8 protein-coding genes and 1 tRNA gene are annotated in these 17,799 nt (G+C 61.3%); 2 read left to right on the forward strand and 7 right to left on the reverse strand.

Translation table 11 applies throughout. The features are described from left to right. Window positions 1–25 precede the first annotated feature (25 nt). Window positions 26–568 (reverse strand): SRPBCC family protein, encoded by a 543-nt coding sequence (locus AC3FLX_RS30170; protein ID WP_488701010.1) that lies wholly within the window; start codon window positions 566–568, stop codon window positions 26–28. 282 nt (window positions 569–850) lie between these two features. Here AC3FLX_RS30170 and AC3FLX_RS30175 point away from each other — a divergent pair, with 282 nt between their 5' ends. Beyond that, window positions 851–1,159 carry an EthD family reductase gene (locus AC3FLX_RS30175; protein WP_488701011.1) on the forward strand — a complete coding sequence of 103 codons (309 nt, stop codon included), beginning with the start codon at window positions 851–853 and terminating at the stop codon, window positions 1,157–1,159. 89 nt (window positions 1,160–1,248) lie between these two features. On the opposite strand, the gene AC3FLX_RS30180 is transcribed toward AC3FLX_RS30175, so the two are convergent. From AC3FLX_RS30180 to AC3FLX_RS30205, 6 genes are all read right to left on the reverse strand, one after another. Beyond that, window positions 1,249–1,767 carry a hypothetical protein gene (locus tag AC3FLX_RS30180; RefSeq protein ID WP_488701012.1) on the reverse strand — a complete coding sequence of 173 codons (519 nt, stop codon included), beginning with the start codon at window positions 1,765–1,767 and terminating at the stop codon, window positions 1,249–1,251. A gap of 33 nt (window positions 1,768–1,800) precedes the next feature. Then, window positions 1,801–3,429 (reverse strand): ShlB/FhaC/HecB family hemolysin secretion/activation protein, encoded by a 1,629-nt coding sequence (locus AC3FLX_RS30185; RefSeq protein WP_488701013.1) that lies wholly within the window; start codon window positions 3,427–3,429, stop codon window positions 1,801–1,803. 1,033 nt (window positions 3,430–4,462) lie between these two features. After that, window positions 4,463–5,809, reverse strand: coding sequence for a hypothetical protein (locus tag AC3FLX_RS30190; protein WP_488701014.1), 1,347 nt, complete (start codon window positions 5,807–5,809; stop codon window positions 4,463–4,465). A gap of 515 nt (window positions 5,810–6,324) precedes the next feature. Further along, on the reverse strand, window positions 6,325–14,505 hold the full coding sequence (locus AC3FLX_RS30195) for a hemagglutinin repeat-containing protein (protein ID WP_488701015.1): 8,181 nt from the start codon (window positions 14,503–14,505) through the stop codon (window positions 6,325–6,327). 716 nt (window positions 14,506–15,221) lie between these two features. Next, window positions 15,222–15,298, reverse strand: a tRNA-Arg gene (locus AC3FLX_RS30200). A gap of 94 nt (window positions 15,299–15,392) precedes the next feature. Continuing rightward, window positions 15,393–16,325 (reverse strand): hypothetical protein, encoded by a 933-nt coding sequence (locus AC3FLX_RS30205; RefSeq protein ID WP_488701016.1) that lies wholly within the window; start codon window positions 16,323–16,325, stop codon window positions 15,393–15,395. A 250-nt stretch (window positions 16,326–16,575) separates the two neighbouring features. Here AC3FLX_RS30205 and AC3FLX_RS30210 point away from each other — a divergent pair, with 250 nt between their 5' ends. Next, a complete protein-coding gene (locus AC3FLX_RS30210) occupies window positions 16,576–17,796 on the forward strand; it encodes an ISL3 family transposase (protein WP_488694692.1) in 1,221 nt (406 codons plus the stop codon). Window positions 17,797–17,799 lie beyond the last annotated feature (3 nt).

The following is a 17,799-nucleotide window of genomic DNA, read 5'->3' on the forward strand; positions in this document are numbered from 1 at the left end:
TGGTACAGGTCCGCCATGCCACGGACTAGTCCGACTTCGCTCCGGCGTCGAGCGTGGTCTTGAGTTTTTGCACCGCCGCAGCGGACTCCTCATCGATCTGTTTGCGTAGCGCCGCCCAATTGAGTATCGAAAACAGCAGGGTCGGCGCTTGATAGACAAAGTCGCGCTCGAACCGTGTACCGGCGCCGCTCGGTGTCAGCCTATAGGTCACGGTTCCAGCATTCCTACCCTCAATCGCGCCATCGATACGCCAGAATGACGGTGCCTGGCGTCCGGTAACGGTCCAGACAACCGACCCCTCCCGACCTGCCACCCTGAAGGCCTCGGTCACCTGTTCCCCTACCTGCAGCGAATGATCGGTGGCACCTTGCACGGCCAGCGACGATGGATGCCACGCCGGCCAGTTCGCGGGCGTCGACACGTACTCGAACACTTGCGCAGGCGACCGCTGAATCGTGACCTCGCTGTGAATGCGCGTCATCGATTGCCAAGGCAACGGTGCAAAGAGCAGCACCGCAATCACGATGACGGCCGCAAGTGCACGGAAAGCAGTCCTGCGAGACAGCATGGTCGAGCTCCGGAACGATGCCTCGCTGCAACTATAGGTAAAACGGGAGATATCCGGCAGCAGGTCGGCGTCCGGCTCCGAACCTCCGCCGCGCGGGGCTTGACGTTGGCGTCGTTGGAGTCGACGGCCCCGACCCCTGGCCCACCACCGCCGCCCCGACGACTTTCGGCCGGCCTGGAGACAGCGGCCCGGCTCTGGGGCTAGACTAGCGCTGTCCCGCAACGGGACGGCTACCCAAACGCTGCATGCTTACGTTGGCGCTTCACAATCGGAGGAAGCAGGATGGCAAAGCTCATGGCGCTCTACAAGAAACCTGCGGACAGCGCAGCGTTCGATTCACACTACTTCACCAAACACATCCCGATTGCCAAGAAAGTCCCGGGCTTACGCGGCTATGAAGTAAGCGCCGGTCCGGTTGCGACCCCAGCCGGTGATTCGCCCTTTCACCTGGTTGCGCTGCTGAGCTTCGATTCCCTCGCGGATCTTCAGCGGGCGCTAGCCTCGCCAGAGGGCGCCGCAGCGGCGGCGGATTTGGCAAACTTCGCGCAGGCTGGGGTGGATCTACTTATCTTCGATACAAAGGAAGTCTAGATCGTTGGCGGACGTATGCGCGGGGGCTTTGGAAGGCCCTGCGAGTACGCCAGAATTCAGACGGGGCCGGCGGGCATCGGCCGCCACCGCTACTTGCACGATCCGGCCGGGCTGACCTCCACCACCTTGGAAGGATCGCTGAGCGACGTGATGTTTACGGTGCAGCTTCTGGCCAGTTTCGTACCCATGAAGAACGCCTCGTAGTCCACGTCCTTCTCCGGCACGAAGGACACGGCAAACCAGCACTGATAGACGCCGCTACCGACCATGTACTTGAGGGTGATCGGCTGATTCGCGCGGACATAAAATTCCGCCGAATCATGGTGCCGCACCTGCTCCCTCACCGGCATGCCGAGGCTCTGGTCGCGCAAGCCGCGGCTGCCGGGGAATCCGCCGATCACGGTGCCGGAGGTCTCGGCGCCCCAGTCCATGCAGTCGCGCTCCGGCGCGCCCCAAACCGCGCCGCCCGAAGGATTCCCCGTGGTCATCACGCGCAAACGGGCACGATCACCCCCCACTGCCTCCTGCATCGGGTTGAACTGCGTGTGCGTGATGCCTGCGATACCGCACGCCCCAAGTCCAAACACCGAGGCCACGAGCACCAGCACCGTTCCGCATCGAAGCGCATTGGATGCGTCGCATCAGAACTCCAGTCCAAGTTGCGCCGCCACATTGGTACGACGGGTGCGGAAGTTCTCGGGCTTCTTGACCGGCATGCCGAACGTGACCTCATACGAGAGCGCCGCGAGGCTACCCAGGCGCCAGCGGCCGCGCGCACCGATCACCGCGCCCATCAGGGTCTGGCCCACCAGAAATGCCGCCGATGGCCCACTCACCTGCCCCATATCGAAACCGACAAACGCTTCCTGCCCGGTATTGCCAATCTGCCACGCCAGGTCGTTGCGCATCGTGACGCCGTTCTCAGCAGAAAGCGTGAGTTGTTCGTCGAAACCACGCACCGAGTAGCGGTTGCCAATCACGAAATAGTCGGACGGCAGGATGCGCGTGAGGGCGTATTGCGCGCGCACCGTCCCCTGGTAGCGCAGTCGCTCGCCGCCGATCTGGTACGGCGCCATCAGGCCCACGTTCCCTTGCAGGATCTGCGAGCCTCCGTCCCAATTTGCATCGCCCAACACGAAGCCCGGTGCCTTGGAGTGGTTCGGCATCGACTGACGCCACGCCGTGCCGACGTCGAAGACGCTGCTACCGAAATACTGCCGGTGCGACGCGCCGATCTCGAAACCGACAAAATCCCGGCGCTGGACGCTCAGATCCAGCCCATCGATGGTGCTGCTGGCCGACTTGCGGAACAGCTTGCCGTAGACCGACGTCTTGCCTGACGCATTCCGGAACGGCACGTATCCCACCCCGGCCTCGATTTGCGTGCTGCGCCCCCCGTAGACAATGTCGCCCTCGAAGCCCGCCGCGGTTTGCTTATAGCGCGATTGGTTGGCGTTGAAAAAGGCGTTCCAGTAACCGAACGGGACGCTGTAATTGATCGCCGACGAGCGCGTACCCGCAGCACCATTGCCATAGTTCGCATTGGTGTTGCCGGTGATGGTGAGGCTGTCATACAGAAAAAGCGGCGAATCGATCGTAAACGTGCCGCCCAACTGGTACTCGCCGGTGTTCTGCAGACCAGCGTTGTCTGCCGTGACAAGGCCGTGCCAGCGCTTGCCGGTACCGGGCTTCACGACCAGATCGGCCTCGCCCGGATTGTCGCCCGGCACCAGGTCAATCGTGGCATCGGCCTGACCCTGCAGACGCCTGATGTTCTCCAAACTCTGGTCGAGGTCGCGCTGGTTGACCAGACCGCCCGGCCCGGTCGGCAGCGCCGTCCGCCACCAACCGATGGTGTTATCGGATTTGACGTGCGCGATATGCCCGGCCACGAGTTGCAGACGCAACGTACCGCTCGCGAGATTCTGGCCTGGAATCATCACGCGGGTCGTGACAAAACCCAGGGTTACCAAGCGCGCAGCGAAGTAGTCCCGGACCGCCTGCAGCCCCGTGGTGCTCGCGCATTGGCCAAGCAGAATACCGGTCTCATCGTGAAGCCAGGCGAAATCTTCCGCGCCCTCCCATACGACTTCCGTGATCGGGAAGCACGGCGATTCCGTGGGCAAGATCAACGGCCCACTGGTCGGTGCGCTGGCCGCTGGCGATAACACATCGGGCCGCGCCATCGCACGCTGTTTATCGGCCTCATTGCGCTGTTCCTGCAGACGCTCGATCGCACTATTGGGCGTGAGGTTGGGAAGAGCAGGCAAGCCCTGCGCCCTGGCCACTGGGGGCATCGCTAAGAGAAGCGGGACAAAAAGGAAGACACCACGCGCCCCACGGCGCGCGTTTCGAGGTTTGTACGGCATGCAGGCGTTAGGTATAGGAAAGTATGGTCGGGTTTCTGCTGACTTGCGCGGACAGAGAATCGACTATTTCCTATCGCTCGGATATCGGATATATGCGATATCGTGGGGGATCGTGCTATTTAACGCGTTTTGGACTGGAAAAATAGCTGGTTAGCAAATTTTCGGCGTGCTAACCATGAACATTGATTGCATCTGACGAGATGGGAAATTGAGCATTGCGAACGGTCTCCACCTCATCGAGTACTTTTGTCTGTCGCATCTAGACGAATCTTACTTTTTCGCCAGAGCACGAGATACCAAATTGCTATTCCGGTGGACCAAGCAGCGCAGAGTACCCCCATAGCTTCGAAATGATCTGTCGTAACGTTCAGTCGAAGTACTCGAAAAGCCACGAGCGGCAAAAACAAAATCCACGGAGCGAGGATTCCCTTCAAAATAGCTTCTTTTGCTGTCATTGGTTCGGCCTCCGCGATTTCGATATTATATAGTGACTTTTACGTTATTTCTAACGTAGGCCTCATGAATTAAATCTCCACATTGCAAACAATCCAACCATCGAAATTAGTATCATTGCCCCAATCGCCTTAATTACGCTCCACAATAGGTCAGTTGTTGGGCGCTCGTACGGGAGATTTGTGAGCATTAACCAAATAATTGACCTGGCTCGCCGCGATGCTACCGCCGTCATTAATGCTCGAAATAGACTAATCTATTAGACCAGCCTTTCGTAGATGCGGAGGAAGAACAATGATGTGAATAATCAGCAATATAATGAATACTGGTATTCCAATCCAGATAAAGCAGAATTTCTCTTCCATTTCCGTCACGAGCCGTACCGCGCCTGCAAAAATAAATGCATACAGTCCGCTAGAGGAAATTGATATGCCTCCGATAATGGTAATGTTTCGTTCTATTTTGAAAATTTTTCGAAAATTCATTGATTTAGAGCCTTCGTTACATCGGTTACTACTGTGGCAGCCTTAGCCCCTGCCCCGAACAGCAAAATATTCTGTGTTGTCCCATTCGGCTCCGCTCGCTTCAAAAATGGAGTCAGCGTCGGATTGTTGAACCTTGATACTGTGACATTGAACATAGAATTCGGTCTACCAAGGCCATCTGCGACGCCCATTTTCAAGGGAACTTGTGCTCGCATAGCGCCAACATTGAAGAGCAGATTGAGACCATCATAGACCGTTGTCCCCCATGTCGGACTCAATTGATCGAACCCATATCTAAGAACATTAGTCCCAGGGGAATTTATTCCATTGAATCGATTGTAAAGACCATCCGCGCCAGCTCCTACATCGCTAAGCCCGAACGCAACCATACCTCCGCCACCAAGAAGACAACCCAGCCCCGTGGTGGTACATATAGTCGCTCCGGTCTTGGCAACTAGCCCGCCCGTTACAATTTTTGCCGAATCCTTTGCTAGGCCGATAGGGTCGCTTTTGATGGCATCAATTGCCTTCTGCGCAGGCGCATAGACGAAAAGTTTCGCCTCTTGCTGACGATGGACCCAAGCCAGTTCCTCTTTAAGCTGACCCGCCTCCATCACGTTCACGTAATTCTTGTTGTAGAGATCGCTGCCAACGGGGTATTCAGCCCAGCATTTCACTTCGTAACACGCGGCTTTCGTCAGGCGTTCTTCGAGCGCTTTGTCCCCATTCGCCTGTGCTCGGATCTTTTCCTTCTCACTTTCATGCAGCTGCCGGTTGTAGGCATCCACCGTACTAGCCACCGCCGCCCCAGCCCCCCCACCCGCCGCCGCCCCAATGCCCGTCGCCACTGCATTGGCCACCAAATTTCCAAGCACCGCGTCAACCTTGTCATTACCGGTTTTCACACCACTGGCCACAGCATTGCCGAGGTTATTGAGCGTCGGCGCCGCAAATGACGTCAGCCCGGCGGCGGCGGCTCCGGCCAGCGCGCTGCCACCGCCCAGCCCCGCGACCAGCGCGCCGCCTGCCATATGCAGTTCGGCACGGTAGGCACCGCCTTCCTTCCATCCGGCGACATCCGCTCGCGCTGCATCGATAGCCGCCTGATTCTCGGGACTCGGGTCCGCGTTGAAGTTGCCCTCGGCAATCTTCAGTTGCTTCTCGGCGTCCTTCTGCTTCGCCGTGGCGTAGTCACCAACCGTCCGGGCAATCGCCGCGCCGGCCGCCTGCGCTGCCGCCATCGTATCGGCCTGCTTGTCCAGCAGGTTCTTCAGATCCGGATTGGTGCCGACCTGCTTGTTGGTGTCAGCGGTATCGCGCTTCAGGGCAGCAACGTCCTGCACTTGACTGCTCTGATCCTTGATCTCGATCGTGCCTTCGGCAACGGCGGACCGTGCCGCGCCACTCTGGCTGCCGCTTTTTCAACTGCCGGTTGGAGGCGTCTGAACAACCCGACGCGCTTTCTCGCGGCGATAGCTCTCCAGCCCAAACGAAGCACGATTACTTATAGTCAAATATCCCTTGAAAAAATGTCTAGTCGGATCCGAGCAAACCTTCTATTTGTTACCGTCGCCTCGTATGGACGTAAGAATAAATGTGCAAAGTACCGTCAGAAGGCCGATTCCAATTGGAAGAAGAACTCCTACCGGTGTAAACATTCGCTCAGAAAATACTCTGACCGCCTCCGAAACTCCAACCCTCCTTATTCCCTCAATCAAAATATAAATGTAAGAAAAAATCCACCCGAATAGAAAAATCATTCGGTATTTGTATCTTGCCGCCCATTGCCGAATGGGCGCCCCAAAAATCCCGCCAAGTATTCCGCTTAGAAAGCCTCTGATGATATCGGGACTCATAGTTAATTACCTGCGCGATTTTCGTCTTGCTGCTTGACAGCCGCTTGCGCCCCTCTACCAGCGGTCTGTCCAAATGCTAGAGAGTTGCCTCGAATTACAACGCCAGGGACAGTGAACATATTTGCCGCTCCATTTGGAACACCCGCCCAACCAAACATTGCCGTTGAAAATGTCCCAGTGGTCGCCCCAACTGTTGCCGAAACTGCAAGTCCGGGAAGGGAGAATCGGTCAGAGAATGCGGTTCCAAAATTGCTTCCATTGAAGTACCAATCCGCGCCAGCACCCAATGCAGCACTGCCTGTGAACAATGTAGCTGAAACAGTAGCACCAGTGGCCGCAGCTGTTCCAAGTGAGTAGCTAGCCTGTGCAGCTTTGTATGTTGCAAACGCCTTTCCTGCGAACTCACCAGCCGCCGTTGCGGCCGCAACGATTTCCGGGGCAACCGCTGCGGCGGCTAGTCCACCTGTAATGGCCGCAGCCAATCCCAGCCCGACTTTCGGATTTGCGATGGCTCCAGGCAATGCTCTTTGCTCTGGGGTTAAGGTTCCATTTGAGTTGCCATTCAAGAACGGATTGCTATATTCAGCCGAACTGGCGGAGAATAAACCACTACCATTCTGACTAATGTAAGCAACGGCGGCGGAATCCCCGCCCGGACCTTTGCTGGCCACAGCGTCAACTAATCGGTAACCATTTGCCAGCAACATGCTTTCAGCCTGATCGGCCGTCAATGTCTTCCCAGTGGTACGCCCATAGTATTCAGCAAAATCCTTTGCTTTGTCCTTAGCCCACTTGCGTTCATCCTGATGCAACTGCCGATTAAACGCATCCACCGTACTAGCCACCGCCGCCCCAGACCCTCCACCCGCCGCCGCACCAATACCCGTCGCCACTGCGTTGGCCACCAAATTTCCAAGCACCGCGTCAACCTTGTCATTACCGGTCTTCACACCACTGGCCACGGCATTGCTGAGGTTATTGAGCGTCGGCGCCGCGAATGACGTCAGCCCGGCGGCGGCCGCTCCGGCCAGCGCGCTGCCTCCGCCCAGACCCGCGACCAGCGCGCCGCCTGCCATATGCAGTTCGGCGCGGTAGGCACCGCCTTCCTTCCATCCGGCGACATCCGCTCGCGCCGCATCGATAGCCGCCTGATTCTCAGGACTCGGGTCCGTCTTGAAGTTGCCCTCGGCAATCTTCAGTTGCTTCTCAGCGTCCTTCTGCTTCGCCGTGGCGTAGTCGCCCACCGTCCGGGCAATCGCCGCGCCAGCCGCTTGCGCTGCCGCCATCGTATCGGCCTGCTTGTCCAGCAGATTCTTCAGATCCGGATTGGTGCCGACCTGCTTGTTGGTGTCTGCGGTATCTCGCTTCAAGCCGGCCACGTCCTGCATTTGACTGCTCTGATCTTTGATCTCGATCGTGCCTTCGGCAACGGCGGACCGTGCCGCGCCACTCTGGCTGCCGCTTTTGCGCTGCGGGATCATCGGACTCATGGCGGTCGGACTGGTGCCCACCGTCGCGCCAAACGAGGTGGCGCTGTAGTCCGAATGGTTCTGAACGTCGCTAAAGGTGAGCGTGCCGGTGGACAGCTTGTTTCGATCCTTGCCCGCGTCACTGGCAATCACCGCGCCCTTGAGGTCGGTATTGCCCTTGACGTTGATATCGAACCCGCCATCGCCAGCGTAGATGCCTGACTGTTCGGCCACGTTGGCATAGTTGCCGCTGGCCTTGCCCTTCATGAACGATGCACTCGCACCGCCGCCGCCCATCGTGCTGAAGCTCGCCCCCGCGCTCATGCTCTGCTGGTCGGCGCGCATGACGTTCGTATCCTGACGGCTGGCAAGGTTCAGGCTCCCGCCTGCGTCCAGGCTCACCTTCCCGCCTGCGACCGTGCCGCCAAGGAGGTTCGTGTCATTCCCCGACACGATGGTCACGCTTTCGCTGCCGCGAACCTGACTGTTCGATTGAGACGTGCCCGTACTGTCGGAATTACCCTTTGCCTTTGATACGGACGCCGAGACGCCATAGCCGCCGGTGCCGACCGACACGCCCACAGTGAAGCCGCTGGACTTGTTGGTGCTGCGACTTTCGTCGGTATCGGTTGCCGACACCATGTTCACGTCATGCTTGGCCTGAAGCACCACCTTCTGCGCGTTGATGCTCGAACCGATAACATTCAGGTCCCCAGCGGTCTTGTTGCCATCGGCGTCGATGCCGGTCGCAACAAACGCGGCAGTGCCACCGGCCTGCACGCGCGATCCGCTGTGGCTGGTCGAATCTTCGGTCAGCGTCTGCTTGCTCTGGCTGCTGCCCCAACTGAGCTGGATATTGGCGCTCGGCTTCTTGTCACCGGGCGCGCCACCGCCCATCAAATCGCCGATGGCGTTGACCCCATCGTAAGCGTCACGCGCCGCCGCAATGCCCCAGAGGGCCGCCGCGCGGCCATCCTGGCTCTTCGACGCATTGCTGACCTTCTGCGCGGCGCCCATCACCTGGCCCACTGTGCCGCCGACACCCAACGTAAAGCCACTCTGCTTCACCTCATGCGTCTCATCACGATGCTGACGATTCTGTGCCGCCTCGATGTTCACATCAGCGCCCACCCCCGCGATGTTTTGCTTGGCGATCAAGTCGCTGCCCTTGACGGTCAGCGTACTGCCCGCGTTCAGGCGTACGCTGCCGTCGGTCGATCCCACCAGGCTGCCTGCCTGCGTGATGCTGTTGTCGTTCGTCGTGTCCTTCTGATTGCGGTTGCCGTATGACAGGCCCGAGCCGGTCGCGCCGAAGCCCGATTTCTTCTCTTCCTTGAAGGTATGGGCCGACGCCTGGGTTTCCGTGGTCGTGATAGTCAGATTGCGCACAGCCGACAGGTCCACGTCATTCGTACCCGCCACCGTGCTGCCCGCAATCGTCATGTCGCGGCCAGCCTGCAGCGCCACCGCATCGCCGGAGAAGGTGCTGCCCACGGCATTGGTGCGAGCGTTCGCGTCGATGGTGTGGGTCGACTTCGACGACAGGAAGCCGCTCTCCCGGTAGGCGTGCTCATCGCGCGCGGAAACAGATGCCTCGCCGGCCTTGATGTTGAGATCGCGGCCCGCGCCGACGCCCAGCTTACCTTCCGCGTTCACGTAGGCGGCCGTGGCGTTCACATCGCGCGCGGCGAGGATGGTCGTGTCCTTGCCCGTTGCGATCTGCGTGCCGATGTCCGAACTGCGCGAGGTGGCCGAGTTGTTCTTGGCGTCCTTGGAGGCGGTCTGCGATTCGCTCAGCCGCACGGTGTTCAGGTTCACATCGCGGTCCGCGCCCAGGGCAAGGCTTCCGGTGGCCTGGATGCTGGCGGCCGTCGCGTTGATATCGCGCCCGGCCACCAGGGCGCCATCGTCCACATCGATACGGGACACACCGGCAATCACTGTACGGCTTGCCGTACCCTTGGCATCGCTCGCCGAGCCGGAGGCCGTCGTGGTGGTCAGGTTGATGTCGCGCCCAGCACTCGCGGCCAGCGTGCCTGCACGGATCGTCCCGGCCACGTTGTTGATGTCCTGCGCCGCGTTGAGCACCAGCTTGCCGCCATTGAGCGTGCCGCCGTTGTTGGTGATGTTCCGCGCGTCGATCAGCGCGAGCTTGCGGCCCGAGATCGTGCCGGTGTTGGTCACATCGCCGGTGGTCTGGATGCCGACGGTGTTGGCAGCCATCAGCGTGCCATCGCCCTTCAGTTCGCCCACATGCGACATCAGGTAGACCTGCGGCACCAACACCTGCTGGGTCGTGCCATCGGGCAGCGTGACGGTCTTCTCCACCAGCCACACCATGTCGGAAGTGAGCTGCTTCATCTGCTCGGCCGTCAGTTCCGTGCCGATGGTCAGGTTGAACTGCTGGGCGAAGGTCACCCCGGCCTTCATCAGGCCGATGTACTGGGCCTCGTTGTCCGCATAGTCCCCCACAAAGCGCTGGCCCGTTCCGAGCATCACGGCGTCGGCCACCAGCCGAGCCTCGTAGAAGCCATCGCCCAGGCGCTTGAGCACGTTGTTCGGGTCGCGGCCGAGCTGGGTCAGCATGAAGTCGCTGGACAGCCACTTGCGCTGGTTGGTGAAGCGTGGATCGGTCTCGATCAGGTAATGCGCACCGGGGGCCGCGTTGACGCGGAACAGCGCGTTCTGCGGCATCGCCAGCGTCGGCGTGACCTGACGGATCGTGGCGTCACCGAGCCGCCCGTCGCCCTTGCCTGCGAGCGTCAGTTCGCGCAACGTCGGTACCGCGGCGACTGGCCCCGGCCCGCTTGCCGCATCGGGCGCGCTGCCGGTGCGGCCGATCGCGCCGACGTTATGAAGCGTCTCGCCCTCGGCGAGCCTTGTGGGAATCTCCACATGGACCGTCGGCGCGACCATCGTGTCATAGCAACGGCTGAGCTTGCACGGGCGCGTGTACTGGGTCGAACCCGAAGTGTCCTCGAAGCGCGTGGCCTCGTAGGCGAGATTCTGGACCGGAGCCGGCACCGTCAGCGTGCCGCCCACGAGGATCTGGCTCTTGTCATTGACAACCGCGCCGCCAAAGCTCGCATTGCCGCCCACGAGAATGCGGGCCGGGTCGGAGGTCTTGACGATTTCGTCCTGCACGCGGGTCTCGCGCCGTTCAATGTTCCAGGAGGCCACCAGGCGCGACTGGAAGTCGTTGTTGAACGCTACGATGTTGCGATCCAGCTCGGCATAGCGGTCGCGGTTGGCGTCCTCCCATGCACGGAAGGCGGCTATCTGCTTGTTGTCGGCAGGCGTGCAGTCTTCCGGACGGGTCCAGCAGGCTGGGATCGGCGGCGGGGCGCTGTCCGGAGGTGCCACGCCGAGCTTGCCCCAGATCGCGTCGCCTGGCCCGTAGACATAGGTGGGAACATCGACATCGCAATTGCCGTAGACCGAGCACACGTACCCCGGGGCGTAGTGGGCCTTGCCGACAGGCCAGGTGGTCGAAGACCGGCTGTCGACCTGCCCCGGCGCGCCGTTGAGCTGACGAGACCAGTCGAACGGCGGGCCGAACTCGGAGAACGGGTACTGCGTGGACGGCAACACCAGCCGCTTGTAGTCGTCCGCGCCCAGGTAGCCGAGATCGCCGCCGCCACTGGCAGTCTTACCCAAACCGGTGCCAGTGGTGGTCGGCAGGAAGATCATGGTGGTCGCCGGGTCGATCTTCTCGGTTGATCCGTTCAGCCGGTAATAGAACTCCTCGACCGTACCGGTATCCACACGTTCCGTACTGAAATGGTCATTGCGATTCGTGACGAGTGCCGCGTTGATGTTGGCATCTCGCGCCACGTCGATGGTGGCCGACGCATTGATCAGCGTATCCGCCCGGCCAGTGGCCGCGCCGTTCTCATCGAGCGCGCGGCCCACGTTCAGATCCCGCGACGAATAGATCAGCGCATGCTCGCGGTTGACGATATCCGGGGCGCCGAGGTTGATGTCACCCGAGCGCGACGCGATCACACCGCCCTGGCCGGTGGCTGCGTTCTGATCGTTGACGATCCGCTGCCCGGCGCCAATGGAGACGGCATCGCCGAAGATCCGGTGGACGTTGGTCACCGTGGTCCCTGCATCGATGCGTACCGCGCCGCCGTCAATCAGCCCCGCGTTATAGATCGACTGGTCGGCACGCAGGCGATTCGATACTCGCCCATACAGCTCGCCCGTGTTGCCGATATTGCGCGCGCGCACGTCGAGCTCGTTGCCCGCGGACATCGTGCCGTCGTTGGCAATATCGCCCGAGGTATCGACGCGAAGATTGCGGCCGGCGGCCACCACTTTCGTATTGCGGAAATCGCTTTGCAGGCCAATCGAGACATCGCCTTGCGACTGGATCTTGCCATCGCCGGTGAGACTGGTGCCTGTCACGCCGAGCTTCTGGTTGGCCGCCAGCAGGCCATCGGTATTCGTGGTGGCGCCCACATCGATCTGCGCGGTGCCGCCGGAGGTCACCTCACCCAGGGTGTTGTCCAGCGTTGCAGCCGTGGCCGTCAGCGCCGTGTCGGCGCGCAGCGCCCCGTCAGTGTTGTCGATGGCGTTGGCCGTCACCTTGACCGTACCGCCTTCCATGCCCAGCGGCTTGCTGTCGGTGCCACCCCGTGTGTTGGCGTTCAGGATGGTAGCGGCCTGCGCATCGAGCGTGCCGCTGGCGTGGATAAAGCCAGCGGTGTTGTCCAGCGTATTGGCAACGCGCAGTGTGGCATCGGCCTTCGATGCGAGCTGGCCGCCGGTATTGGTCAACTCGTCGGCTGACACCACAAGATCGTCACCAGACACGATGGCGCCCTTGGCGTTGTCTACGCGCGCGCCCGTAATCGTCATGGCCTTGTAGGCCGATATGGCGCCCGCGTCGTTGTCCAGCGCGTCCGCATTGATTGCCACGTCGCCGTTACCCGCCAACACGCCCTGGCGGTTGCTCAATGCCTGGCCGGCGGTATCGACCGTCAGGTTGCCACCCGCCGACAGTTGCCCCAAATCGTTCTGGACAGCGCCACCCGCCACGCTCAGGCTGCCTTGTGTCGATCCGATGACGCCTTCCCGATTGACGGTGCTGCCCGCCCGAATCGTCGTGGCACCGGTGCCGGCCACGGTGCCGCTGGTGTTGTCGAGCGACTGCGCGGTAACAGCCAGCGCTCCCCCGCTCGAAATACTGCCCCCTCGGTTCAGGATCGATACCGCTTGCAGCGTGCCGCCATTCGCGCCCGCCGCAATGGTGCCCTGACGGTTGTCGAGCGAGCCGCCCGCTGCTACCTGAACGGCATTGCCTTCAACGCGCGCGGCCTGAAGGTCGATGTCACCTGACGCGGACAGGTTGGCGGTGCCGTGCGATACGAGCGTGCCGCCGTTCAGGTTCAGGTTCGGCGCCGACAGGTTGGCGTCACCGCCGCTCAGGATGCTCCCGCTCGACTGGATGCCGGTGCGCGCGGCGATGTTGGCCGCGCCGGCCTGAGTCACGTTGCCGCTGGCATCGGTACCTGCGCCGATGGTCCCGGTGTTGGTGATCTGATTGGCCTGCGCCAGCAGGTTTCCTCCCGCCGACAGCAGACCGCTGTTGGATAGCGCGCCCGCAGCGATGGCCTGGATACCGCCACGCGTCGTCATGGCGCCAGCGTTATCGATGTTCGCACCGGCCAGGACGCCAGTGCCTTGGGCCTGTAGCCGCGCGGCCTGGAGGATGCGCACGTCGCCATTGGCATCCACGACGATGTCGCCCGTGCTTGCGGCGATATTGTTGCCGAGGTTGAAGCCAACACCCTTCTCCGTGCCGACCAACCGGATCGCGCCTGCGTACATCGAGCCCAGCGCCGAGGCGTCCAGGGCAAACTGTGGCGCCGGGCCAGTACCGGCCTGCGCCGTCGCACCGAGCGTCTGGTGATCGATCTGGTTAGCGCCTGCAATGGCGGCCAGGTATTGCGACCAGATCTCGCCATTGACCTGTATCGAACGCGCCATGAGATCCACCTGGGCCTGCGGACTGGACAATCCCTGCGCACCAATGGCGATGTTGCCCTGGCTCACGTCGAAGCCCGAGAGGCTGCCATCCGGCCCATACAGGGCGCGCCCCGTCGAGAGCGTGAAGCGGTCGGCATTGATGGTGCCGCACCCCGAACACGTGATACCAGCAGGATTGACGATCACCAGTGATGCACGATTGCCGGCGATCTCTTGCATGCCGAGCAATTGCGAGGGATTGGGCGCCGTGACTTGCTGGACGATCGTCCCCGCATGGCTATTGCCCAACTGCATGTTGCCCTGCACCCAGCCCGCGATCTGGGTCTGGCTGTTCTGGCCAGAGTTGTTGATGACGACGCCGGAGGAACCCACGTTGTACTGCGTGAAGTTGTTCACGCTCGTGCCACCCGGCCGGTTCGGCGCGGCGATATTGACCACCGGTGTCCCGTTCGCAGCCGTGTTCACATAGGGACGCGCGCCCGGCGCGCCCTTGTCCACCTGGATCGGCAACGTCTGCGCGCGCGCATCGGGCGCTGGTGGCAATCCCATCATTGCGGCGACCAGCGCGGTGAACCACAACACCGGCACGAACACCCTCGCCCCGCCTGCGGCCCTCGTACCGGCGTGGCGACCCTTGCCACATCCCACTGCGCTTTCCTGTACCGCGACCAGCATGCCGCGCACGGCGTTGAACACCAAACGGTAGAAATTCTCGTTCATCGATTCTTAGGAACTTATTGCTTGAACTGCGAACTCGTAGGCATCCGGCAATGGCCAAATGTGACGACGCTTGCTTTGGCGTAAGCCAAAAAAAATCCCCAGGCCAACGGCGTAGCCGACCTGGGAGAAGCGAACGAAACGGGCCGCTGAGAAAGACAGGTCAGCGACGCCGAGACAGCAGCAATTGCAAGGCAAAAGTTCCGCGGGATCTATAGCATGTGTCCGAAAATGCTCCCCAATTGCAGAACGAACTTAGGTTCTTAAGGGACCGGTAGATTCGGACTTGTCTGAGTGGTGAAACTGGTTGGGATGGCAGTCGTGCAGGTCGTCGAGTACCGACCTGCCCCGCCAGGTTTGCGAGATTACGTCGCAGCCTTCGAGCGTGATTTGCAGGCAGACTCAGATCGCACGGTGGAAGCCCTGGCAATAGGCCAAGTCGCGGCGATGCAGTCGGATGTCGGACGGGCACGCGCAGATCGGCATGCCGTCGTTTGCCTTACGGAAACCGGGGAGCTCGGAGAACTAGGGGAACTGGGGGAACTAGGAAAGTTCGGAATTGATGCGGCGTTATAAGCACCTGTCGGCCAAACATCTGGCACGCCCTGTGCTGACCGCCTCACGCGTTGCGGATTTGGCGGGTTCCGATCGCTGCGCAATGCTGGCGCAGACGCCCAAAACGACGAAGGGCTTCCATTGCTGGAAGCCCTTCTAATAGGTGGCGCGGCTGGCAGGATTCGAACCCACGACCCCTTGGTTCGTAGCCAAGTACTCTATCCAACTGAGCTACAGCCGCACGCGAGGGACGCATTGTATCGCAATTCGTCTCAGGCGCAAGTGCTTTGTGAAAATTCTTTCACTGTGGCAAGCACGGGCCTTCGCTCAACGGTCTACCAGCGATATCTGGCTCCCACCGTCCCGCCCGCATTTCTCCCGCCCCGGGCCTTGACCCATAGCTTGAGTCCCGTTGGCGAATTGCTGTGCGCGCCGACGTTGAACGAGAACAAGCCGCGCAGCAGATCGGTATCGATACGTGTGCCATTGATGTTGATGGACTTCGTGCGGCTGTCCTGCCACCAGTCGGCCTCGACGAACGGGTACACACCGTTAAGCCGCGTCGGCGCGGCGCTGTAAAGCCGCACCGCAAGGCCGGTGGCACTGACCTCGCCCGGCGCCGCATCCCAGTTGCCGGGCACCGGCGCCATGCCGGGCCGATAGGCCATCTCGACGCGAGACTGCAGTGTCAGCCCATTGCCGCTGCGTGACAACGGCGCGTCGAGCGCCAGCGCCATGCTTCGCGTGCGGCTGTCGACGATGCCTGTCGCGGTGGTTGCGTCATCGAGATGCAGAAGTGGTGGGCGTGGTGCGCTACTGAAGCGCTCCACCACGCGATCGATCGATGCCAGATTGATCGTCACGCGCTCTACATCGCCGGAGGCCTCCGGTAGCGTCCGGGAGGCATGCACCGGGATCGGCAGGTCCGGACTGTCGTCGATGACGACCATGCGCGGCGGCGCAATCGATGGCAATTCATCCGCCGCTGCGGCTGCGGGCGCGGCATGGTCTGGCGGTGGCGGGTCCACTGCGCGCGCGTCCTGGGAAACGGACGGCACATCATGGCCTGATATGCCGTCCAGGGACTCCTCGGCATGGACCACGGCGCAAACCAGCAGCGCGAGTACGAAACACACGGGGAGACCGGAATGCACGGGATGCGCGTAGACGCAGTGCACCCTGCCAGACAGGTGTCCGGCACACTCCTCTCTCCCGTACATCAGCTGTACGGACATGGCGACCACCTCGTCGGGCGTTGTCTGCACCATGCCCGATCAGCTTGAGCATAGGTCAAAGGCCGCGTGATCGTTAGAGACGAATGTGGGATGGCACGCCCGCTAAATGGCTGACGGCATGGATGAGAGAGACGACGTCGGATAAGCGCTTACGCATGACACGCATGACGTCGGGGCGCAGCTTGTCCGCGCCGGAAAAAAAAAGGTTCTTCGGAGAATTCCGGGGACTGAATTGCCACATTCCGTATCCTAATGGCCGTTAAGACGGCTGTTGAGGAACGGGATGCTGGATCGGAAGACGCTGCAGGCCTTGGGCTGCTGGGATGGCTACAGGCTGGATCGGGTGGTATGGCCTGAAGGGGAGAGCCGTACGCTGGCGCTGTACTTGAAGCCAGTCAGCAAGGTCATGTACTGCGAGGAATGCGGATCGAAGTGCCGGCAGGTCCATGAAACGGTGGTGCGGCGCGTGCGCGATCTTCCGCTGTTCGAGTACCGGGTGGTGCTGCATGTCCCCCGCAGGCGCGTCTGGTGCGATCAATGCGGGGGGCCGCGACTCGAGCGGCTCGAATGGCTTGGGCGCTACCAGCGTGTCACAGCCAGGCTGGCGCAGGCCTGCGGGCAGTTGCTGCGTCACTGCACGGTGCAGGCCGTGGCGGCTTTCTATGACCTGGGCTGGCATACCGTCAAGACGATCGACAAGGCGCGCCTGCGCGAGGCAGTCGTCGAGCCGGACTGGTCCAGCATCCGCTACCTGGCCATGGACGAATTCGCGCTGCACAAGGGCCATCGCTATGCGACGGTGGTGGTCGATCCGATTGGGCGGCAAGTGCTCTGGATCGGTCAGGGCCGCTCGCGCGAGACGGCGCGCGCCTTCTTTGCGCAACTCCCGGCAGGCGCGGCAGAGCGCATCGAGGCCGTTGCCATCGACATGACGACCGCCTATGAACTGGAGATCCGCGAGCATTGCCCGCAGGCTGAGGTGGTCTTCGACCTCTTCCACGTCGTGGCCAAGTACGGGCGCGAGGTGATCGACCGGGTCCGTGTAGATCAGGCCAACCGCCTGCGGCACGACCGTCCGGCCAGACGGGTACTCAAGTCCACGCGCTGGCTACTGCTGCGCAACAAGGAGAACCTGAGCGACCCTCAAGCCGTGCATCTGAACGAGGTGCTGCAGGCCAATCAGCCGTTGCTGACGGTCTACATCCTGAGAGACGAGCTCAAGCGGCTGTGGTTCTACCGCCGCCCGGGATGGGCGCAAAAGGCGTGGGAGCATTGGTGTGAACAGGCAAGCCAGAGCCGGATTCCGGCTCTCGAACTGTTCGCCCAGCGCCTGAAAGCCTATTGGCACGGCATCATCGCCCGATGCCGGCACCCGCTGAACACGAGCGTCGTAGAGGGCATCAACAACACCATCAAGGTCATCAAGCGTAGGGCCTACGGCTACCGCGACGAGGAATACTTCTTCCTGAAGATCAAGGCTGCCTTCCCCGGAATTCCTCGTTGAACC

It is taken from the genome of Cupriavidus sp. 291-E7, from assembly GCF_057798835.1.